Genomic DNA, 20,269 nt, shown 5'->3' on the forward strand with positions numbered 1-20,269 from the left:
TCGTCAGCCGGGCGCGGGCGAGCAGCGCCTCGGCCAGGGCCGGCCGCGACGCAGGGCGTGGGCCGCGGCCAGCACCTCCTCGGCCAGCTCGATCGCCGCGATCTCGCGACCGGCGCGGTCGAGCGCGCCGACCCGCTCGAGCCGCGCGCGCTGGTCGGCCAGCGCCGCCCGCAGCTCCGGGTCTTCGGGCAGCGGCGCCTCATTGGCCAGCGCGCGCAGGTCGGCGCAATCGTCGACCGGCTGCAGGCCGCGGATGATCTCGAGCCCGCGCGCCGCGACCTCGCCGTCGGCCGCGCGCAGCACCGCGATCGCCTCGCCCAGACCAGCCTTGCGCTGGGCCAGGCACACCATTCTTTGATCGAGCAGCGCCTCCGAATTCTCACCGCGCCGGTGGGCCAGGCACGCATTTTTATGTGCGGTCATCCAGCCTCCGGCGTAGGCGTCGAGCGCGGCGGCGATCGGCGGCCACAGCTCGGTCGAGTGATACGGGCCCAGGCCCGCGAAGCGGCGATCGATCTCCTCGCGCTCGCGCGCGCCCCAGATCGCCGCGATCTCCTGCCCCGAACCATTGCAGGTCTCGTCGACCGGCGCCGGCCTGGCCGCCAGGTAGCCGCCCGCGCCCGCCAGCACGGCCGCCAGCGTGGCCGCGGCCAGCGTCGGTCGCACGCGCGAGCGGCTGCGGTCGAGCGCTCGCAGCAGATCTTCCATCGACGGCCAGCGCGACTCGGGCTCGGGCCGCAGGCCGCGGGCGATCACCGCGAGCAGCCAGGCCGGCACGTGGGTGCCCGCCGGCGGTGCCCGCATTCGCCGTACCCGACCGACAGCGCGATGCTCTGCGTCGTCTCGCCGGCGAACGGGCGCTGGCCGTACAGCGCCTCGTAGAGCGCCACGCAAAAGCTGAATTGATCGGAGGCGGCGCCGACGACCTCGGCGCGGAACTGTTCCGGCGACATGTACGCCGGCGTGCCCACGAACTCGCGCCCGACCCACAGCGGCAATTCGGCGCCCGAGCCGGCGCGCAGGTTGGGCTCGATGCGGGCGGTCGTGGTGGCACACAGGCCGAAGTCGAGCACGCGCACGCGCCCGTCCTCGCCGACCATCGCGTTGGCGGGTTTGAAGTCGCGGTGGACCAGCCCGGCCGCGTGGGCGGCCGCCAGCCCGGCGCCGGCCTGGCGGTACGTCGCCACCACTTCTTGCCAGCTGCGGGGGCGCTCCTCGGACCAGGCCTGCAGCGTCTTGCCGCGGATGAATTCCATCGCCAGGAACACGTCCTGGCGGTGCGTGCCGACGTCGTGGACCACGACCACGTTCGGGTGGGACAGGCGGGCCATCGCCTGGGCCTCTCGCAGCAGGCGGGTGTTGCCGCGGGACGAATTGTCCTGGCTGCGCGTGTGCAATAGCTTGAGCGCGATCTTGCGGTCGAGCTTCGGGTCGTAAGCTGAATAGACAGCCCCCATCGCGCCGCTTCCAAGGCGATCGAGCACCGTGAAGCGGCCGATCGTCTCACCCGGCTGGACCGAGACGATTCGCGTCGACACCCGCACCGTCTGTCCCGACTGCGAGCTCACGGTGCTGCGCGTCGGGCCGCGGCCGCCGAGGCCGGCCATCGCCGCGCCCTCGACCAGCAGCGCCCGCGTCGTCTCGGCCCGCCGCCGCAGCGTGTCCGGGTCGGCGTCGCCCTCGCCCGCGTCGATCCATACCTCTTTATCTCGCTCCACCGCGAGCGTACGCGCCAGCGCGTCCAGCAGGTCGCTCCACCCGTCGCTCTCGGACACGCTCACCCGCGGCGGCCCGGCCGACAGCCCGCGCCGCAGCGCGCGACGGATGCGGCGCAGCGTGGTGATCCCGACCCGCTGCCACGGCACGTGGCGCAGCCAGCCGCGGACCAGCGCGGCGTCGTCGGGGTCGTCGAGCGCCTCGAGCAGCCGCGCCGCGTGCTCCCGGATGGTGGCCTCGGCGGACGCGTCCGCCGAGGCCACCGCCGCCGCGCTGAGGCGGATGAGCACGGCGATGGCCGTCAGCACGCTGGCCTCTTCGGCCGAGCGCGCCATCTCCTCTCCGGCCTGGACCAGCAGGTCGCGCGACCGACAGGGCGCGGCTTTGCGCGCCAGGATCCGCGCCGCCAAATCGAGTCGGTGCAGGTCGAGCTCGGAGAAATGATCCCAGGCGCCGGGAATCGGGCGGTGAGGTGAATCCACGGCGACTTCGTCCGGCGGCGCTCCGGAGTCTTACAAGACGCGCTCCAACCGATCAAGCCAGCGTCGGACCGGGCCGCGAATCTCCACATTAATTGTGGAGCAGACGAATTTCACCCGCCGCCGCGCCGGGGCGCGCGGATGGAACACGTTCTCGCTCGCAATGGAACATCGTTTCCATGGCAATATGCTGTTGCCGACGGCGAACTTCGATTCATCTTTCCGACCGCCTGCAGATGGCCGCCGCGCGGGTGGTGTCGGACAATTCAACACCAGCGCCAGTCGCCGGCGTTCGGTCTCATTGCGGGCAACGGTCGCCCGTCCGCACAAGGGTCCGCAGCCCGGCGGACACGGACACGCCGTCGAACCGCCGCGCGGACGTGTCCATGCAGTAGCCAATACAATGATTGTCTAGCCTTTGTTCGCCGCATGGGATTGCGCCGAATACCTGTTCGGCGCGATGTATTGTCGAGTCCGCTCTGCCCATTCACCCGACGGCCGGTTCATCTCTCGGTGCCGCAATGATAACAGTGTTAGCGAGAAACAATTCGCGGCCGGAATGTATGCCGCCGCGTGAACACTGGCAGAGCCCCCTACCGAAGGTCTCGCGGGGAGCTCTATCAGCAAGCGCCGCATCTTGCGCCGCGGGGTCGGAGAGGGTCGCTGATGCGCACCCTGCCGTTACGCAGTGAATGCGTTCGATCGCCGCGAATCCCGGGAATCTCCGCCGCTTGTGGCGAGCCGCACAACTGCGGACCGGGGCGAAGACGGTCTTGGGATTGGCGCTTGACCGAGGATATGGGCCATGAGAGGTTCGACCCGCGAGAATAGTGAGAGCGCCGCCAGCGGGCGGCGCATGGGAGGATCGAGGTATGGACATGCGACGCAATGAATTACGCTTCTTCGCGCTGGCGACTGCGCTGACGTTCGGCGGGTACGCCTGCAATAGCGACCAATTGATCGACACGGCCACCGACACCGCATCGGACTCGGCCTCGGCCGGCCCCGCGTCCGCCACGGACACGGCCAGCGCCAGCGCCAGCGCCAGCGCCAGCGTGTCGGCCTCGGCTTCGGCCACGGCCACGGACAGCCAGAGCGGCTCCGATTCAAACTCGGACTCGCAGGCCACCGCGCCCACCGAGGGGCAGGTCTCGGCGACCGACTCCGACGGCTCGGATTCGGTCACCGACTCCAACGGTCCGGCCAGCAATTCCAACACTGACTCCGTCGGCACCGTCAGCGACAGCGACGGCACCGACTCCGTCGGCACCGACTCCGTCGGCACCGACTCCGTCGGCACCGTCAGCGACAGCAACGGCACCGACTCCATGGGCACCGTCAGCGACAGCAACGGCACCGTCGGCACCGACTCCATGGGCACCGTCAGCGACAGCAACGGCACCCTCGGCACCGACTCCATGGGTACCGTCAGCGACAGCAACGGCACCCTCGGCACCGACTCCATGGGTACCGTCAGCGACAGCAACGGCACCGACTCCATGGGCACCGTCAGCGACAGCAACGGCACCGACTCCATGGGCACCGTCAGCGACAGCGACTCCGACACGGCCGGCCTGTGCGAGCCGGGGCCGGGAGACAGCGGCTGCGACGTGTGCCTCAAGGCCAACTGCTGCGACGCCTGGATCGAGTGCAACCAGGACGTCGACTGTCTGTGCCTGCTGGGCTGCGCGGAGAACGGCGGCAACGCGGTCTTCTGCGGGCTCCAGTGCCAGGTCAGCCTGCCCACCGTGCTCAACACGGTCAACAACGTCCTGGGGGAATGCGGCCTGCTCGGCGAGTGCGGCCTGGCGGTGTGCCCGATCTTCGGCTTCGTGCTCTGATCGCGCGCGGGCGCCCGCCGCCCGGAACGAACGTGACTCGACCGCCGCGCCTGCGGTCGAGTCCGCCAGTGTGGTTTTCTCGTGACCCAGTTTGATCCCAAGGAGAATGGCATTGAAGACACTACGCAGGAACACGCTCCTGGTCGCGCTCGCGGTGGCCGGAGCTCCATGGACCGAGGCCAGCGCCGCCGAGAAGAGTAAGAAGACGGCGAGCGAAGAGTCCGGCATCCGGCGGTACCACCCCGAGCGCAACACCGCCGAGATCGGCATCTTCCTCGGCACGGCGGTATTCGCCCGCTACCACGATTTCTACGACCCAGCGACCGCTCCTCAGGAGCCGCTGCGCCGGCCGTCGTTCGAGGGCGGCTTGCGGGTGGCCTACTTCCCGCTGAGCTTCCTCGGCCTCGAGCTCGAGGGCGCGGCACTGCCGGTCACCTACGACCCCGGCGGGAGCGCCCTGCTCTACGCCTTCCGCGGCCACGGCATCTTGCAGTTGCCGTTCTTCCGGGTGGTCCCGTTCATCCTCGGCGGTTACGGCCTCATGGGCCTGCGCTCGAAGCCCGGGGTCGCCGGTAACGACATCGACCCGATCGGCCACTACGGCATCGGCGTGAAGTTCCACGTCACGCGCATGTTCACGCTGCGCCTCGACGCCCGCCACTTGATCGCCGCCCAGGCGGCCCAGCAGACCGACGGCACCAGCCACCTCGAGGTCCTCGCCGGCGCCTCGCTCACGCTCGGGCGCAAGAAGCCCGCGCCGGCCCCGAAGGAGGACCCGGACCGCGACCACGACGGCGTGCCCAACAAGGACGACCAGTGTCCGGACGAGCCCGGCGACCTGCCCAACGGCTGCCCCGACCGCGACTCCGACGGCGACAAGGTGTTCGATTCTGAAGGACCAGTGTCCGACGGTCCCCGGCATCGAACCCGACGGCTGCCCGCCGCCCGACCGCGACCGCGACGGCTTCCTCGACGCCGACGACAAGTGCCCCGAAGAGCCCGGCGTCGCGCCCGACGGCTGCCCCGTGCGCGACAGCGACGGCGACAAGATCCTCGACCCCGACGACAAGTGCGTCGACAAGCCGGAGAACCGCAACGGCTTCGAGGACACCGACGGCTGCCCCGACGAGCTGCCCGCGGCCGTCACTCGCTTCACCGGCGTCATCAAGGGCATCTACTTCGACCTCGGCAAGGCGACCATCAAGCCGACTTCGAAGAAGACGATGGACGGCACGGTCAAGGTGCTCAAGGACTTCCCGGACCTGCGCGTCGAGATCGTCGGCCACACCGACAACACCGGCTCGCGCGAGGTCAACGTCGACCTGTCGCGCCGGCGCGCCGAGTCCGTCCGCGACTACCTGGTCGGCGCCGGTATCTCGCCCGAGCGCCTGCAGACCCGCGGCGCCGGCCCCGACGAGCCGATCGCCGACAACACGACCTCGAAGGGCCGCGCCATCAATCGCCGCATCGAGTACAAGCTGCTCACCGAGTGAACCGCGAGCCGACCATCGCCGCGACTCGCCCGCGACGGCGAGCCTCGGCGAGCTCCGGAACACCGACCGACCCGTGACCGCGAGGCATCCCTCGCGGCCCACGAATCAGAGCTCGCCGTCGACCTGAAAAGGCGGCGGGCTCGTCCCCCAGCTGCTGGCCGAGTCATCGCTAGGCGCATACGACGCCGGAGCGCGCCGTCGATCTTGTGAACGGCAAACTTCGGCGTGCTCATCACAAGCTGTCGACGAGGGATACGCGAGACATCCCTCGCTGGCGCCCGACGCCGGAGCTCGCCGTATGGCAAGGCGGCGAGCTCCGGCGTGTTTTTCATGAATTGCCGACGCGCGCCTCGCGGCCCTCGCGCCCGGCCCCGCGCGGCCTTTCCGGGTCCTGCGGACGACGGCCGCTCGGCTACACTCGCGCCGCTTGCTCGGACGCCCGGCTCGACATCGCGCACAGCGCATCGGACGATTCGGAAGTTCATCCGGCGGCGACGAGGCATGACGACAATGCAGCAGATCGATCGATTGCGCGACGAGCTCGCCAGGAGCGGGCTATTGTCAACGCCGTACGCGACCGACGGGATCGTCGTCGGCGCGGCGCACCTGCCTGCCGCCGGGGCCGACGTCATGGTCAACGTCGACCCCGAGCTCGAGGAGCGGCCGGATCTGGACGCGGGCGCCCTCCTCGCCGGTGTCCGACGGATCCTGACGATCACGACGGCGCAATGGCGGCAGATCGTCGACGCGATCGCCGGGGACATCGAGGAGGCGGTCGGCGACGAGGCGGTGATCGAGACCACCGACCTGCGCGACGATCTGGCGCTCCGCTCCGTGGTCGTCCTCCCCGACGCCGTCCTGCTGTCCTTCGCCGCGCCGAAGCAGTTCCCCGACAGCTGGATCCGCGCGCAGCTCGACGAGGATCTAGAAGTCGTCGAAGTCATCGTCGACGAGAAGGACGACGACGTCGAGACCGTCCAGTTCGCGTCCGTCGACGACCTCCTCGATCATCTGAGCACGAGCGACGACAGCTGAGCGCGTCGCTCGTCCTCATGGAGACGCAGGAAAAACGGCAGCGGGAGCGCCTCGGGCCAGCGCCGCCGCAGCGCTTCCAGCAGGGCCTCGGCGGTGCCGCGCAGGGCCGGCAGGCGCTCGGAGGTCGCAGCGGCGCGTCGCAAGCCGGTCTCGGTGCTCCTCACTTCATGGAAAAGGCGTCCCCTCACGCTACCCCAGATCGATCGTATGACCCCGTCGTGACGCGGCTATCGACGGCGAGCGGCTCAGCGAGTCTGGGGGAATCCTCGCGAGCACTCCCGAGCACGGCGCCGGTCCGCACCCGCCGTCCTCCCCGCACAAGCTGCGGCGGCGCATCGACCTGCGCGCCAGCGTCACCTCTTCTTCGCTACCGACCCCGCTCCCCGCAAGAGCTGCGAGGCCGCCGGGGGTCCACGGACCTCCTCTTCCCGCCGAGCCGTCCCCGCCGCAAAAAGCTGCGCCGAGCCTCCGCCGAGCCCCCCGAAGCATGGGCGGGCGCCCGCCCACGCCCGCCCACATGCCGCCGCGAATTTTTCTTGTGACCCCCGTGCCTCGAGCCGTGTGTATAGGTCAGCCCCTCCACGGCGGGTCGGACACGGCCTCGGGGCGAGCGTTGCCACACGACCCGGCCTCGCCTCGACCTCGATTTTTCGTGTGACCCGAACGACCCGGCCCGTGTGAGTACGGCAGACCCTTCGACGACTGACTTCCAATCATGACACGCGTCCTCGTATCCCTCTTCACCGCTGTCCTCCTCTCGACCTCCGCCTGCGCCACCACCGTCCAGGCGCCCACGCACGCGCCCGCGCTCGGCTCCGACGCCAAGATCGTGGCCAAGAAGAACAAGACCGGCACCTACGCCGTGACGCTCGACGTCACCAACCTGGCGCCGCCGTCCCGCCTCGACACCGAGGCCACATCCTTCGTCGTATGGCTCGTGACCGGCGATCTGCCGGCCGTGCGAGCCGGCGCCCTGGCCTACGACGAGGGCGACCGCCGCGGCCAGCTCGAGGCGAGCTCGCCCAGCTTCGCGTTCAAGGTGCTGATCACCCTCGAGAAAGATCCGGCCCCGGCGAGCCCCAGCGGCAAGGGGATCTTCAGCGCCGACGTGGTGGCGCGCAAGTGAGTCCATGTTTTGGCGAATATGAGGTCGGCCCCGGCCGGCCCATCTGCTGACACTCTCATTTCGCCGAGAGAAATGTTGAACGATCGCCCGCCGCGGCCGCGAGGGCGCGCGGGCAGCCACGCCCTCGCGGCCGCCCGCGACGCGCCGCTGCCGACAATGGAGAGCCGACCCATGAGACACCAATATTTACAGCGCCGCCCGCCCCTGTCGCCGAGGAGCAATCATGCCACCCGCGCAGGCAGGGCCGACGCCCGACGCGAACCGCGATGACCCCGTCATGAAGCCGTCCTGCGGGGCGCGGCTCGTCGGCCCGCGCCCTCTCTCGCCCGATTCGAATGCGGAGACCCCAGCATGTCGCTGCACCTCACGCCGCTGCCCTCCGGCGCCGCGGCCGGCCCCACGAGGGCGCTTGACCTCGACCCCGCGCCGGGGCCCGGAGCCCCTGTCTTTCGCGACGTCGGCCTCCCGGCGCCCGTGCGAGAGCTCGCGCGCCACGACCGATCTGCCGCGCCTCGCCGCCCGGGCGCCGCGCTCGCCGTGGAGACGAACGAACCCGTGTCGGGCCACGCCGCCGCGGCCGTCACGATCTCGGCGAGCCCCGGCGACGCGCTGCACGAGGCCCACGCCGCGCCGCGCGGCCGCCGCGAAGGCTGGTGGAGCGCTTGACATGCCGCGCTCGCAGGGCGAAATCGGGGCCGCCGACGGACCCCAGGGCGAATTCATGACGATCGAGCCCGACGACGCCTCGCTGGTGCGAGCGGCGGCCCAGCGCGGCCTCCCCGGTCAGCTCGCGTTCGAGACCCTCGTCGATCGCCATCAGCAGTGGCTGGTCCGCCTGCTGACGCACCTGCTCGGCAACCAGAGCGACGCCGAGGACGTGGCCCAGGACGCGTTCGTCCGCGCCTTCTTGGCGATCGAGGACTGCGACGACGGGGCCCGCTTCCGCGGCTGGCTCCGCGTGATCGCCCGCCGCCTGGCCTTCAATCACCGCCGCGACTCGCGGACGCGGGCCCGCTACGAGGAGGAGAGCGGCCTGCCGATGACGCTCAGCGGCGAGTCGATGACGGGCCAGCTCGGCGAGCGCGACCTGCTCAAGCGGGTCCTCGGCGAGCTGGCCTACCCCTACCGCGAGATCATGGTGCTGCGCTTCGTCGAGGAGCTGCCGCTCAAGGAGATCGCCGATGTGCTCGAGATCGGCGAGTCGGCGGCGAAGATGCGGCTCACGCGGGCGAGGACCGATTTCAGCGCGAGTACGCGAAGCGAGGAGGTCGACGTGGCGACACCGGACTTGCTTGAGTCGGACTGGATCCACGGCGTCTTCGAGGTGCTGCGCGAGGAGCTCGTGTCGCTCGCGGCCGACTTCGGCGACCGCGTCAAACACGAGATCGATCAGGTCGCGGCGGTCGAGGCAGTGCGCCCGCCCAGCGCGGTCGCCCTGCTCGCGTCGGTCGCGGTCGAGACGGGCAACATCGCCGGCTCGCTGCTGACCGCCGAGACCACCGACGATCCACACGACGAGGAGGACGAGTGATGTTCAATGATCTTGCACAAGAGGTCAGCAGGCTGTTGCCGACGGCCGCGCTGTTTGTCGCGGTCGTGGTCGGCGGACTCGTCGCCTCGGCGATCGCCAGCCGCATGGCGCGCTGGGCCATCGAGAAGTCCGGGCTCGACGCGCTGGCCGAGCGCGCCGGCGCGGCCCGCCTGCTCTACGCGATCGGGGTCCGCAAGGGCGTGGCCCACCTCGTCGGCGGGCTCGTGTGGGCCGCCGGCCTGCTCGCCACCGGCGCCGCCGCGGCCGACATCCTCGGCCTCGAGGCGCTGTCCGCCGGCGCCGCCGCGCTGATCGCCTTCTTGCCGCGCCTGGCCGCCGCCGGCCTGGTGCTGTGCGTCGGCGCCGGCGTGGCCGGGGTGGTCCGGCGCGCCGCGATCGGCTTCGGCCAGCGCCGCGGCGACGTCGACCGCCCCGAGCTGCTCGGCAACCTCGCCTACTACGGCGTGATGACGGTGGCGGTGATCGTCGCCGGCGATCAGGCCGGCCTCGAGACCTCGCTGATCGAGACCCTGCTGATCGTCCTCGCCGCGATCACGGCCGCCGCGATCGCCCTGGCGTTCGCGCTCGGCTCGCGCCATTCGTTCCACAACCTCGTCGCCGGCCACTTCCTCAGCCGCCTGGCCCGCCCCGGCGACACCCTCCGCGTCGGCGACGTCGAGGGCGTGGTCATCCGCTACTTCGGCGTGTGCGTGGTCCTCAAGACCGCCGAGGGCGAGGTCGCGGTGCCCTGCAAGGTGCTCCTCGATCACAACATCGGCCTGTCGCGCCTCGGCGCCAAGGCCCGCGCCGACCTCGACAGCCGGCCTCCCGACGAGGTGTGACCTACACGCAGCGCCGCGCCGCGGCGCTGCCCCGAGAGTGACAGCCACCGCAGCGGACAGGCGCCGCTGCCCGGACGAGTGACACCGCAGCGATCGTCGTGACGCGCCATCATGCGCGGCACAGCGGCCTCGTCTGCCCACGACCGGCCAATGTGCCAGTGCGATCGCGGCGCGGCTGAGGCCGCGATCAGGTCCGAACCCGTGATGGAGTAGTGCGATGCCCTCTGAGAACCAAGACCGAGGCTGGCATACTGGCGACGTGTCGGGCTCCGAGACACGGGCGGCGAGCGCCAGGGCGGCCGCGACCACCGTCGAGCAGAGCGGGGCCGGGCTCGGCCCGCCGCCGCCTGCGTCGAACCCGGAGGCCACCCTCGAGGCGACGTACGACGACCTCGCCCGGCACACCCCGGAGGAGCGCTCCCCCGTCGCCGAGCCCGACGCGCCCGGCGATCGCCTCGGCCGCTACCGCCTGCTGCGCGTGCTCGGCCAGGGCGGCATGGGCGTCGTCTACGTCGCCTACGACGAGCAGCTCGACCGCCGCGTCGCCATCAAGCGCGTCCGCACCGACTCCCGGGGCAGCAGCGCGCACGGGCGGATCCTCCACGAGGCCAAGGCGCTGGCCCAGCTGTCGCACCCCAACGTGGTCCAGATCTTCGAGGTCAGCGCCTCGGCCGGGCGGATCTTCATCGCCATGGAGTACGTCGCCGGCCGCACCCTGCGCGCGTGGACGACCCGCTGGCGCGCCGCCGCCGGGTCGCAACGAGAACTTTTGGACATGTTCGTTCAGGCAGGTCGTGGCCTCGCCGCCGCGCACGCGCAGGGGCTGGTCCACCGCGACTTCAAGCCCGAGAACGTGCTCGTCGGCGACGACGGCCGCGCGCGCGTGGTCGACTTCGGCCTGGTCACCTGGGGCGACGAGGACGACGAGCCCGCGCTCGCGCCCGACAAGCGCGACCCGCAGGTGCGGCTGACCGCCGCCGGCGTGCTCCTCGGCACGCCGGCGTACATGTCGCCCGAGCAGTTCGCCGACCGCCTCGCCGACCCGCGCTCCGACCAGTTCAGCTTGCGCCGCGCTCTACGAGGCGCTGTGCGGCGCGCGGCCGTTCGCCGGCGAGACCGTGGCCGAGCTGCACCGGGCCGTCCTCGCCGGCGACCTGCGCGACCCGGGCGAGCGCGTGCCGCCGTGGCTGGCGGCGGTGCTGCGGCGCGGCCTGGCGCGCCGGCCGGAGGACCGCTTCCCGTCGATGGGCGAGCTGCTCGACCGCCTCGCCAGCGACCCGCTCGCCGCGCGACGGCAGCGCCTCCGCGTCGCCGGGCTCGCCCTCGCCAGCGCGCTCGCGTCGATGCTGTTCGTCCTGCTGGCCGTCGAGCTGCGCGAGCAGTGGTTGCGGGCCCAGGTCGAGCGGGCCGCCGAAAAGTCGCTGGCGGCCACCGAGGCGCGGATCGCCGAGGCGCGCGACGCCGGCGACCCGGGCGCGGCGGCGCGGGCGTTCGAGGCGTTCGTCGCCGACCCGCGCCACGACGGCACCCCGGCGCTCGCGCGCGCGTGGCTGCACGAGGCGGCGCGCCGGCGCGACGACGGCGACAGCGACGCCGCGCGCACCGCCTTCGCCTCGGCCTACGTGCGCGCCGCGGCGCCCGACCAGCAGCTCGCGGCCCTGGTCGGCCTGGCGCAGCTGTTCCGCGCCCGGCTCGACTGGGACGCCCTCGCCAGCCTGTTCCGCCAGCTCGACCGCGAGCACCCCGGCGCCGCGCCGGAGCTCGCGGACCTGCGGCGCGACGTCGCCTTCGGCCGGCGCGACTTCGCGGCCGCCCGCGCCGAGCTGGCCGAAGGCGGCCCTGCCAGCGTGCGCGCCCTCGCCGAGGCCCTCGTCGGCGCCGGCGCGACCGCGTACCGCGACGTCGAGCGCGTCCACGTCGAGGCCGACCGCGTGGTGGTGCTTCCCTCGCGCGACGACCCGCGGGCGGTCCACATCGCCGCCCGCGCCCCCGGCCTGCCGCCGCTGCGCGCCCTGCCGGCCGCCGCCGGGACCCGCACGCTGCAGGTCGCCCCGGGCGAGCCGCTGTTCGCCGTCGGCCGCGGCTACGAGAGCGGCCTGCCGGTCACCCTCTACCGCGCCGACCCGGACGCCCTCACGCCCCTGCTCACCTGGGACGAGGAGGTCCCGACCGCCATGGCCGCCGCCGACCTCGACGGCGACGGCGTGCGCGAGCTGTACGTCGGCACCAGCGCCGGCCGCGAGCTGCTCTCGCTGACCCCGCGGGACGACGGCCAGTGGGAGCGCCGCGTCGTCTACTCGGAGGCCGACACGCTCGAGTCGAGCCCCAGCGGGCTCGCGCCGGTCGACCTCGACGGCGACGGCTCCCTCGAGCTCGCCGCCAGCTTCACCGGCTGGCGCGCCTACGACGTCCGCTTGCTCCGGCTCGACCCGGCGACGCGGACCCTGCGGACCGTCGCCCGCGACAAGCTCGGCATGGTCCTCGGCCTCACGCCGCTGCGCGGGCCCGCCGGCGCGCCCCTGCTGGTCGCCCACAACACCCACGTCGACGCCAGCGCGCTGGTGTTCCCGCCCGACCGGCCCCACGGCGACCCCGCGGGCGTCTACATCTACGCCCTGGAGGGCGATCGCCTGGTCCGGCGCGACCAGCTCGTCCACCCGCTGCCGGCCGGCGCCGTCCGCTTCGACTCGTGGCCGCCGAAGGTCGGCGACGCCAACGGCGACGGCCGCGACGACATCGCCCTCGAGTTCGCGCGAGGCGGCCGCACGCACACCCTGTTGTACCTGCAAGAGGACGACGGCCGCTTCACCCCGGTGCTGCTCGGCGAGCTGCAGGTCCTCGCGTTCGCGCAGCTCGACGACGACGCCGCCGACGAGCTGATCGCCAACCTCGCCGAGCCCGACGGCGGCACCCGCCTGTGGGTCGTCGGCGCCGGCGACGAGGCGCTCGCGCCGGTCCCGACCCCGCCGGCCCCTGCGGCCGCGCCGGAGCTCGACGACCCGGCCTGGAACCGCACGTGGCGCCACGCCCAGACGCTGCAGGGCCTCGGCCTGCTCGACGACGCCGCCCGCGAGTTCGCCGACCTCGGCCGCCGCGCCTCGCGGCCCACCTCGCGCGCCACCGCCTATTACACGGCCGCGGTGCTGCGCGAGCGCTCCGGCCGCGAGCGCGAGGCCCAGGCCCTGTTCCGCAGCGCCAGCGAGGCCCCCGAGCTGGCCGCCGACGCGCTGCAGGGCGCGATGCGGACCCAGCTCCGCCTCGGCGACTACGAGGGCGCGCAGCAGACTCTGGCCGCGCTCGCGCGCCTGCCCGCCCTCGCCGACGACGTCCGCCGGGCGCTCGCGCAGCGCTGGGCCCCGCTGGTCGCTGTCGGCCGCGAGCGCGTCGACCTCGACTTCGACCGCCCGCTCGCGCCCGCGTGGACGATCGACGAGCCGCTCGGCCTGCGCCACCGCCCCGGCGCGCGCAGCCTGGCGCTCGCCGCCGACACCGCGGGCGCGCTGGCCTCGCTGCCGGTCGCGTGGCAGGGCGAGATGATCGAGCTCGCCGCCGACCTCACCGTCGCCGAGACCGAGTGGGGCAGCGGCCTCGAGATCGCCCTGGTCCCCGAGGCCGACGCGCCGACCGGCACGCCGACGGTCTGGCTCGGCGCGCACACTCCGGCACCAGCCGCGGCGGCGTCGAGGTCGCGCGGGTGTTCATGTGCGGCCTGGGCGAGCGGCGCCTCGGCGACTTCCAGCAGCCCCCGCTCGCGCCGCGCAGCACCGCCGTCGCCACCCGCCTGACCATGCGCGTGTCGGTGATCCCGGCGCTCGGCGAGATCGCCTGCGAGCTGACCCTGCCCGACGGCACCTCCCGCACCCTGCGCGAGCCGCTGACCGACGAGCTCCCGCCTGCGGGCCGCCATCGCCTGGTCCTGCGCAGCGACCACGTGGACCGGTCGTGGCTGACCGCCGAGGTCCACGGCGTGACCCTGCGCGGCTTCGCGGCCCTGGGCGCGCCGCCGGCCGACCCGACGCGCGCGAGCCTCACGCGCGCGCTCGTCCGCGGCGACCCGGTCGAGGCGCTGGCGCGCTTCGATCAGCTCGGCCCGCTCGCGCCGCCCGAGCAGGTGTGGCGGGCCCACGCGCTGCTGCAGGTCGGTCGCGTCGCCGAGGCCCGCGCCCTGCTCGGCCCCTTGTTCGCCGCGCCCGGGCCCGTCGAGCCGACGCTGCTGACCGCGCTGCGCGCCCGCCCCGAGCTGCTCGCGCCTGTCCTGCGGGAGCTCGACCCGGAGCGCTTCCTCGCCGAAAGCCACGCGCTGTGGCGCAACACCGCCGTCAATCACCTCGCCGATCCGCGGGCCCGGGACGCGCTGCTCGCCGTCCTCGCCAGCTTCGACGCCGAAGCGCTGACGAGCCCGACCCAGCCCCCGCCCGCCGCGCCCGCGCCTGCGACCTGCTGACCTGGCGCGCCCGCGCGTACCTCCACGCGGGTGAACCGGACCACGCCCGCGCCGACCTCGAGCGCGCCCTCGGCCTCGCCGCCGCGCTCGCCCCCGACACGCCGCAAGCGAAGGAGCGCTGGCTGCTCTGGCTCGACCTCGCGTCGCTCGCCGCCGCGGCCGGCGACGTCCCCCGCGCCCGCGAGGCGATCGACCGCGCCCGCGCCGAGAGCGAGATGCCGCTGCTCGTCGGCGACGTCGTCCGCGCCCGCCCCGAGCTCCACGCGCTCACGCGCGAGCACGCCGCGGACTGAGTCGGCGACGGCGCACAACAACATGTCGCATGAGCCATCCTCACCTGTTCTTCGAGACAGCCCAAGATCCTCCGCGACCCTGCGCCACGATCGCCGCGAGCCCACCACGGAACGAGTCGGCGGCGGCGCGCAGCGACATGTCTCATGAGCCAGCCTCGCCTGGTCTTCGAGACAGCTCCCGAACCATGCGCCACGATCGCCGCGAGCCCCCCACGGAACGAGTCGGCGGCGGCGCGCAGCGACATGTCTCATGAGCCAGCCTCGCCTGGTCTTCGAGACAGCTCCCGGACCCTGCGCCGCGACCTGGCTCCGCCAGGACGTACGGAAGAAGAGGCAGCGGAATCACCGACCCTCCGCGGACGACGACCTCGAGCGTGCCGCTGCGAGATCGCCATGTTCGGGCCGAGCACGCGACCTCTCGCGCGAGGGCCATCGTGCCACCGGCCTCTCCTCCGCTGATGCGGAGCGGGGCCTCGGACGGCCCGCTCGGCCCGCGTCCCCAGGCCCGCGCCGCCTCGCCGCACCGCTTCCTGGTGGGTCGGCGAGTGACGCGCGCAGACGGGCCGGCGGCTCGCGTCCGGGCCGACCGGGGGGCCGCGCGCGACAATGCGTGGTTTACAGACCCCATACCTGGTGCGAATCCTTCCTGATGCCTTTGAACCGATGGAACAGCACTCCGGCCGCGTGGACGCTCGTACTCGGCCTCTCTGCCTGCCCGGGCGGCGGCACGGCGGTCGACACCGAGACCGGCGCCGGGACCACGACCGGCACGACCGCCCTCGCCACCACCACCGGCCAGCCCACCACCGACGCGCCCACCACCGACGCGCCCACCACCACCCAGCCCACCACCGGCGGCCCCAACCCGGTCTGCGGCGACGGCGTGCTCGACCCGGGCGAGGCCTGCGACGACGGCGACGCCAACGGCCCCGGCAACGCCTGTCGTGACGACTGCCTGCCGAACGTCTGCGGCGACGGCGAGGTCGGCCCCGACGAGGCCTGCGACAACGGCGTCAACAACGGCCCCGGCGAGGCCTGCACCGGCACTTGCAAGGCCAACGTCTGCGGCGACGGATTCGTCGGCCCCGGCGAGGGCTGCGACGACGGCAACCAGGTCGACGACGACGCGTGCAACAACGCCTGCAAGCTCGAGACATGCGGCGACGGCGAGGTCGCCCCGACCGAGCAGTGCGACGACGGCAACGCCGACGACACTGACGCCTGCACCGCGAATTGCACCCTGCCGGAGTGCGGCGACGGCATCGTCCAGGCGGACGCCGGCGAGACCTGCGACGCCGGGGCGGGCAACTCCGACAACGGCGCCTGCACCGACGTCTGCGCCGCCGCGACCTGCGGCGACGGCAAGCTGTGGAACACCGAGGGCGGCGCCGAGACCTAGTGACGAGGGCGGCAACAACGGCGCCGGCCAGGCCTGCACCGCCGACTGTCAGACCAACGTCTGCGGCGACGGCGACAAGGGCCCCGGCGAGGGCTGCGACGACGGCAACCTCGAGATCGGCGACGGCTGCAGCGACCTGTGCGAGCTCGAGGGCTGCGGCAACGAGGTGATCGATCCGGGCGAGTTCTGCGACGACGGCGCCGACGGCGACCAGGACGACGGCTGCACCGACCAGTGCGCCGCGCCGAAGTGCGGCGACGGCTTCGAGCAGGCCAGCCTGGACGAGCAGTGCGACGCCGGCCCGGCCAACAGCGACAGCGCCGCCTGCACCACGCAGTGCAAGGACGCCGTGTGCGGCGACGGCCTCGTGTTCGAGGCCATGGAGCAGTGCGACGACGGCCCCGACAACGGCGACGACAAGGCCTGCAAGGCCGACTGCACCGACAACGTCTGCGGTGACGGCGAGGTCGGTCCCGGCGAGGGCTGCGACGACGGCAACACCAACGACAACGACGACTGCACCAACGTGTGCAAGCCGGCCGCCTGCGGCGACGGCATCCTCGGCCCGGGCGAGGCGTGCGACGACGGCAACCAGGTCCAGACCGACGCCTGCCTCAACAACTGCGCCACCGCCAAGTGCGGCGACGGCCAGACCCAGGCCGGCGTCGAGGAGTGCGACGACGGCAACATGGTCCAGACCGACGCCTGCATCAACACCTGCAAGGCCGCCAAGTGCGGCGACGGCCACGTCCGCGCCGGCCAGGAGCAGTGCGACGACGGCAACGCGAGCGACGGCGACGGCTGCAGCGCGACCTGCACGATCGAGGCGACCTCGTGCCTGGCGATCAAGCAGGCCATGCCGGCCGCCACGGACGGCGTCTACCAGATCGACGTCGACGGCGGCGGCCCCAAGCAGCCGTTCAACGTGTTCTGCGAGATGACCACCGACGGCGGCGGCTGGACCGTGATGATTTACATCCGCAAGCCCGCGCAGTGGAGCACCCCGACGTTTAGCAACTTCGGCACCGTCGGCGACATCGCAAACGGCTGGGCCTCGGCCCAGACGCTGCAGGGCGCCAACGCCAATTACAAGGAGCGCATCATCATCTATTTGAAGCTCATCGAGAACGGCATCTCGCTCGGCAAGCAGTGGATGGTGACGCACCGCAACGACGCCGTCCCGTTCACCAGCATCAACACCTCGAGCGGCTGGAGCTACCGCGACAGCTTCGGCTACGTCGACCCGACCGTCAACAACGTCTGCACCCACGGCTGCGACAGCTACCGCGGCCTCGGCATGTTCCACGACTACGAGGACGGCTTCGGCTACTGCGGCACCCAGACCGGCGACTACGGCTGCCGCGACGGCAACAACGTCTGCTGGATGCCGCGCAGCCTCGGCTGCAACGTCGGCTCGGCCCGCTGCGCCTACCTGATCGACCCCGGCGAGGGCGTCATCTACGCCGCCCGCTGATCCGCCACCACGGGCCCGGCCCAGTCGCGGGCTGCTCCGTCCCCCGTTGCGGGGGCGGTGCGGCCTCGGGGTCGAGCGCCGTGTTCACTTCGCCTGGTCTTCGAGCCAGGTCTTCGCCACCGCCCGGCCGCGTCGGCCTCCGAGGGCACCGCGTCGACCGGGTCGAGCGCCATGACTACTTCGCCTGGTCTTCGAGCCAGGTCTTCGCCACCGCCAGGGCCGCGTCGGCCTCCGAGGGCACCGCGTCGACCGGGTCGAGCGGGGCGTCGGCGACCAGCGGCACCGGCAGGTGCGGCTTGACCCCGCGGCCGGGCAGCGGCTCGCCGCCGGCGCCGACGAAGCGGCCGGTGCTGAGCTTGATCGCCCAGCCGTTGCCGAGCTCGTGGATGCTCTCGATCGTGCCCTTGCCGAAGGTCGGCGCCCCGATCAGCGTCGCGCGCTTGTGGGTCGCCAGCGCGTCGGCCAGGATCTCCGCGCCCGAGGCGGTCTCCGGCCCGATGAGCGCCGCCAGCGGCAGGTCCTTCCAGCGCCCGTCGCCCTTGGCCGCGGCCGTCTTGCCCGGCTCGTCGCGCCCGGTGGTCGTCACGATCACCTGACCGTCGCGCAGCAGCGAGCCGGTGACCTTGATCGCCGCGTCGAGCACGCCGCCCGGGCACGCCCGCAGGTCGAGCACCAGCGCCTCGGCGCCCTGGGTCTGCAGCGCCGCCACGGCCGCGTCGAACTCGGCCGGCGTCGTCTCGGCGAACCCGCGCAGACGCAGGTAGCCGACCTTGTCGCCGATCAGCTTCGACTCGACGTTCTGGATCGCCACGGTCTGGCGCACCAACTTCTCGTGCCACTCGTCGGTGTCGCGCTGGACGAACACGTCGATGGCCGTGCCGGCGGGGCCGCGGATCTGGTCGACGATCTCGACCATCGGCTTGCCCTTGATCTTGACCCCGTCGATCTCGAGGATCCGGTCGCCGCGTTGCAGCCCCGCAGCGGCCGCCGGCCCGCCGGCGATGACCTCGCGGATCACCAGCACCCCGGCGACCTGCTCGATCATCACGCCGACCCCGACGATCGTCCCGCCGGTGCCGTGCAGCAGCTCGGCCAGCTCGCGCGGCGCCATCAGCTCGTTGATCGGGTAGGTCGTCGGCGGCCCGAGCCGCGCCAGCATGCCCTCGACCGCGCCGGTGTAGAGCGTGCCGGGGTCGATCGCCGCGTCGACGTAGTGCTCGGCGATCAGCTGACGGGCCCTGGCGAACGCCTTCTCGGCGTCAGGCATCGCCTCCGTCCGCGGCCTCGCCTGCCCCTTCGTCGGCGTCGGCGCCGGCCCTCGGCCAGCGCCGGTCCCTCGACGGGCGCCTCCTCGGGCGCCGCCGCGTCGTCGGTCGCCGGATCGCAGGCGAACAGGGCCAGGGTCAACAGCGAGAGCGGTCTGCGCATTTTCTTCATTTCCATGAGATGTCTCCGGGGTCAGGTGCGTGGATTCGTCGTGAGCGGGCCGATCGTCGCTCGTCGGAAGATCGGCCGGTGATTCGTGGCAAGGGCCTATCGTCGCTCGTCGGAGGTTCCGGCGGATTCGTCGGTGTATCGATCGACGCTCGTCGCGGTTCGGGCCGGATGCGTCGCGAGGCCTCTCGCTCGTCACAGGATCGGCCGGTGGATCAGCGGCGGCGCGGCGGCGTCGTAGCCGCGCACCCGCGGGGACGTCGAGGTCGCCACGTCGTCGCGCCCCGACTCGCGCACCAGCCACAGCGCGGCGGGCAGCACCAGCGCCGCGACCACCGCGTACGCGGGCACCGGCCGCTGCACCAGCGCCAGCCCGCGGCGCCACCAGCTCGGGCGGAACTCGCGTTCGACGGCGGCCCGCAGCCGCTCGCGCACGGCCGGCGGCGGCGCCTCGTGGGCGGCCTGCAGCGCACCGTCGAGGTCGGCGCGCAGGCGGCAGTAGGCCACCGCACAACCGGCGCATTCGGCCAGGTGCCGCGTCACCGCGCGGCGCGGCTCGGGGGCCAATTCGTCGTAGGCGTAATCGATCAGCGACGCGTCGCACTCTTCACATTTCATCGGCGGAGCCTCCTCCGTCAGCAGGCGGCGAAACGCCTGGGTGGCGGCGTGCAGCCGCGATTTGATGGTCCCCTCGGCGACCCCCATGAGCCCGGCGATCTCGCGGTAGCTGAGCTCGCCGAGCTGCTTGAGCAGGATGAGCTGACGCTGCGCCTCGGGCAGCGCCGCCATGGCCGCCTGCACGCGCGCGGCCTCGCCGACCCGCACGTCCGGCGGCGCCGCCTCGGCCGGCCGCAGCTGCACCTGGGCCCGCTCGCGCAGCGAGGCGTGGCTGCGTTCGCTGCGCTGGGCCATGAGACAGGCGTTGCGGGCCACCGCGAACAGCCACGGCGCGAACCGCCCGCGCTCGGGGTCGTAGCTGCGATCGCGCAGCACCTTCAAAAAGACGTCCTGGAACAGGTCGTCGGCGACTGCGGACTCGCCGACGATCCGGCGGATGTAGCCGTAGAGGCGCCGCTCGTAGCGCACGTAGAGCCGGTCGAAGGCCGCCAGCTCCCCGTCGCGCAGCGCGACCACGAGCTCTTCGTCGGGGACCTCGGGCATC

Annotated in this window: 16 protein-coding genes and 2 pseudogenes; 13 read left to right on the plus strand and 5 right to left on the minus strand. The window is 72.7% G+C overall.

The window, feature by feature from the left end:
- Positions 1 to 3: 3 nt before the first annotated feature.
- Both OV079_RS26370 and OV079_RS56245 read right to left on the minus strand, forming a co-directional pair.
- Positions 4 to 804, minus strand: coding sequence for a serine/threonine-protein kinase (locus tag OV079_RS26370; protein WP_267771678.1), 801 nt, complete (start codon positions 802 to 804; stop codon positions 4 to 6).
- On the minus strand, positions 753 to 2,198 hold the full coding sequence (locus OV079_RS56245; RefSeq protein ID WP_267771679.1) for a protein kinase domain-containing protein: 1,446 nt from the start codon (positions 2,196 to 2,198) through the stop codon (positions 753 to 755). Before OV079_RS56245 ends, OV079_RS26370 begins: the two co-directional genes overlap by 52 nt.
- 875 nt (positions 2,199 to 3,073) lie before the next feature.
- Between OV079_RS56245 and OV079_RS26380 the strand changes: the two genes are divergently transcribed.
- A complete protein-coding gene (locus tag OV079_RS26380) occupies positions 3,074 to 4,036 on the plus strand; it encodes a hypothetical protein (protein ID WP_267771680.1) in 963 nt (320 codons plus the stop codon).
- A 121-nt stretch (positions 4,037 to 4,157) separates the two neighbouring features.
- On the opposite strand, the gene OV079_RS26385 is transcribed toward OV079_RS26380, so the two are convergent.
- Positions 4,158 to 4,826: a hypothetical protein gene (locus OV079_RS26385; RefSeq protein WP_267771681.1), complete on the minus strand. Its 669-nt coding sequence runs from the start codon at positions 4,824 to 4,826 to the stop codon at positions 4,158 to 4,160.
- 235 nt (positions 4,827 to 5,061) lie between these two features.
- Here OV079_RS26385 and OV079_RS26390 point away from each other — a divergent pair, with 235 nt between their 5' ends.
- The 12 genes and pseudogenes from OV079_RS26390 to OV079_RS26440 all read left to right on the plus strand — a co-directional run bounded on the left by OV079_RS26390 (position 5,062) and on the right by OV079_RS26440 (position 17,673).
- Positions 5,062 to 5,529 carry an OmpA family protein gene (locus OV079_RS26390; protein WP_267771682.1) on the plus strand — a complete coding sequence of 156 codons (468 nt, stop codon included), beginning with the start codon at positions 5,062 to 5,064 and terminating at the stop codon, positions 5,527 to 5,529.
- Between the two features lie 558 nt (positions 5,530 to 6,087).
- Positions 6,088 to 6,564 carry a hypothetical protein gene (locus OV079_RS26395; protein WP_267771683.1) on the plus strand — a complete coding sequence of 159 codons (477 nt, stop codon included), beginning with the start codon at positions 6,088 to 6,090 and terminating at the stop codon, positions 6,562 to 6,564.
- A gap of 715 nt (positions 6,565 to 7,279) precedes the next feature.
- The gene (locus tag OV079_RS26400; protein WP_267771684.1) at positions 7,280 to 7,690 is read left to right on the plus strand and encodes a hypothetical protein; all 411 of its coding nucleotides are present in this window, start codon (positions 7,280 to 7,282) and stop codon (positions 7,688 to 7,690) included.
- 537 nt (positions 7,691 to 8,227) lie between these two features.
- A complete protein-coding gene (locus OV079_RS26405; protein ID WP_267771685.1) occupies positions 8,228 to 8,356 on the plus strand; it encodes a hypothetical protein in 129 nt (42 codons plus the stop codon).
- A gap of 1 nt (position 8,357) precedes the next feature.
- Positions 8,358 to 9,221 (plus strand): RNA polymerase sigma factor, encoded by an 864-nt coding sequence (locus tag OV079_RS26410; protein ID WP_267771686.1) that lies wholly within the window; start codon positions 8,358 to 8,360, stop codon positions 9,219 to 9,221.
- The gene (locus OV079_RS26415; RefSeq protein ID WP_267771687.1) at positions 9,221 to 10,063 is read left to right on the plus strand and encodes a mechanosensitive ion channel domain-containing protein; all 843 of its coding nucleotides are present in this window, start codon (positions 9,221 to 9,223) and stop codon (positions 10,061 to 10,063) included. The genes OV079_RS26410 and OV079_RS26415 overlap by 1 nt, the downstream gene beginning before the upstream one ends.
- A gap of 496 nt (positions 10,064 to 10,559) precedes the next feature.
- Positions 10,560 to 11,069, plus strand: a pseudogene (locus OV079_RS58615) (serine/threonine-protein kinase); the annotation flags it as partial.
- A gap of 112 nt (positions 11,070 to 11,181) precedes the next feature.
- Entirely contained in the window at positions 11,182 to 13,848 is a 2,667-nt protein-coding gene (locus OV079_RS26425) for a hypothetical protein (protein WP_267771689.1), read from the plus strand.
- Positions 13,764 to 14,507, plus strand: coding sequence for a hypothetical protein (locus OV079_RS26430; protein ID WP_267771690.1), 744 nt, complete (start codon positions 13,764 to 13,766; stop codon positions 14,505 to 14,507). Before OV079_RS26425 ends, OV079_RS26430 begins: the two co-directional genes overlap by 85 nt.
- A gap of 942 nt (positions 14,508 to 15,449) precedes the next feature.
- Positions 15,450 to 16,199 (plus strand): DUF4215 domain-containing protein, encoded by a 750-nt coding sequence (locus OV079_RS26435; RefSeq protein ID WP_267771691.1) that lies wholly within the window; start codon positions 15,450 to 15,452, stop codon positions 16,197 to 16,199.
- Between the two features lie 70 nt (positions 16,200 to 16,269).
- A pseudogene (locus OV079_RS58620) lies at positions 16,270 to 16,338 on the plus strand (hypothetical protein); the annotation flags it as partial.
- Positions 16,339 to 16,365: 27 nt separating this feature from the next.
- Positions 16,366 to 17,673 (plus strand): DUF4215 domain-containing protein, encoded by a 1,308-nt coding sequence (locus tag OV079_RS26440; protein ID WP_267771692.1) that lies wholly within the window; start codon positions 16,366 to 16,368, stop codon positions 17,671 to 17,673.
- 175 nt (positions 17,674 to 17,848) lie between these two features.
- Here OV079_RS26440 and OV079_RS26445 read toward each other — a convergent pair whose 3' ends face one another.
- Both OV079_RS26445 and OV079_RS26450 read right to left on the minus strand, forming a co-directional pair.
- A complete protein-coding gene (locus tag OV079_RS26445; RefSeq protein ID WP_267771693.1) occupies positions 17,849 to 18,940 on the minus strand; it encodes a S41 family peptidase in 1,092 nt (363 codons plus the stop codon).
- Between the two features lie 362 nt (positions 18,941 to 19,302).
- Positions 19,303 to 20,268, minus strand: coding sequence for a sigma-70 family RNA polymerase sigma factor (locus tag OV079_RS26450; protein WP_267771694.1), 966 nt, complete (start codon positions 20,266 to 20,268; stop codon positions 19,303 to 19,305).
- Position 20,269: the final 1 nt, after the last annotated feature.

The sequence above is a fragment of the Nannocystis pusilla genome (genome assembly GCF_026626665.1).
Lineage (GTDB): Bacteria > Myxococcota_A > Polyangia > Nannocystales > Nannocystaceae > Nannocystis > Nannocystis pusilla.

Excerpts from the sequence above, each read along its gene's own strand:
- OV079_RS26370 (WP_267771678.1), bottom strand. The coding sequence starts at position 804 with ATGCGGGCACCGCCGGCGGGCACCCACGTGCCGGCCTGGCTGCTCGCG.
- OV079_RS26380 (WP_267771680.1), top strand. The coding sequence starts at position 3,074 with ATGCGACGCAATGAATTACGCTTCTTCGCGCTGGCGACTGCGCTGACG.
- OV079_RS26400 (WP_267771684.1), top strand. The coding sequence starts at position 7,280 with ATGACACGCGTCCTCGTATCCCTCTTCACCGCTGTCCTCCTCTCGACC.
- OV079_RS26410 (WP_267771686.1), top strand. The coding sequence starts at position 8,358 with ATGCCGCGCTCGCAGGGCGAAATCGGGGCCGCCGACGGACCCCAGGGC.
- OV079_RS26415 (WP_267771687.1), top strand. The coding sequence starts at position 9,221 with ATGTTCAATGATCTTGCACAAGAGGTCAGCAGGCTGTTGCCGACGGCC.
- OV079_RS26430 (WP_267771690.1), top strand. The coding sequence starts at position 13,764 with ATGTGCGGCCTGGGCGAGCGGCGCCTCGGCGACTTCCAGCAGCCCCCG.
- OV079_RS26435 (WP_267771691.1), top strand. The coding sequence starts at position 15,450 with ATGCCTTTGAACCGATGGAACAGCACTCCGGCCGCGTGGACGCTCGTA.
- OV079_RS26445 (WP_267771693.1), bottom strand. The coding sequence starts at position 18,940 with ATGCCTGACGCCGAGAAGGCGTTCGCCAGGGCCCGTCAGCTGATCGCC.
- OV079_RS26450 (WP_267771694.1), bottom strand. The coding sequence starts at position 20,268 with ATGCCCGAGGTCCCCGACGAAGAGCTCGTGGTCGCGCTGCGCGACGGG.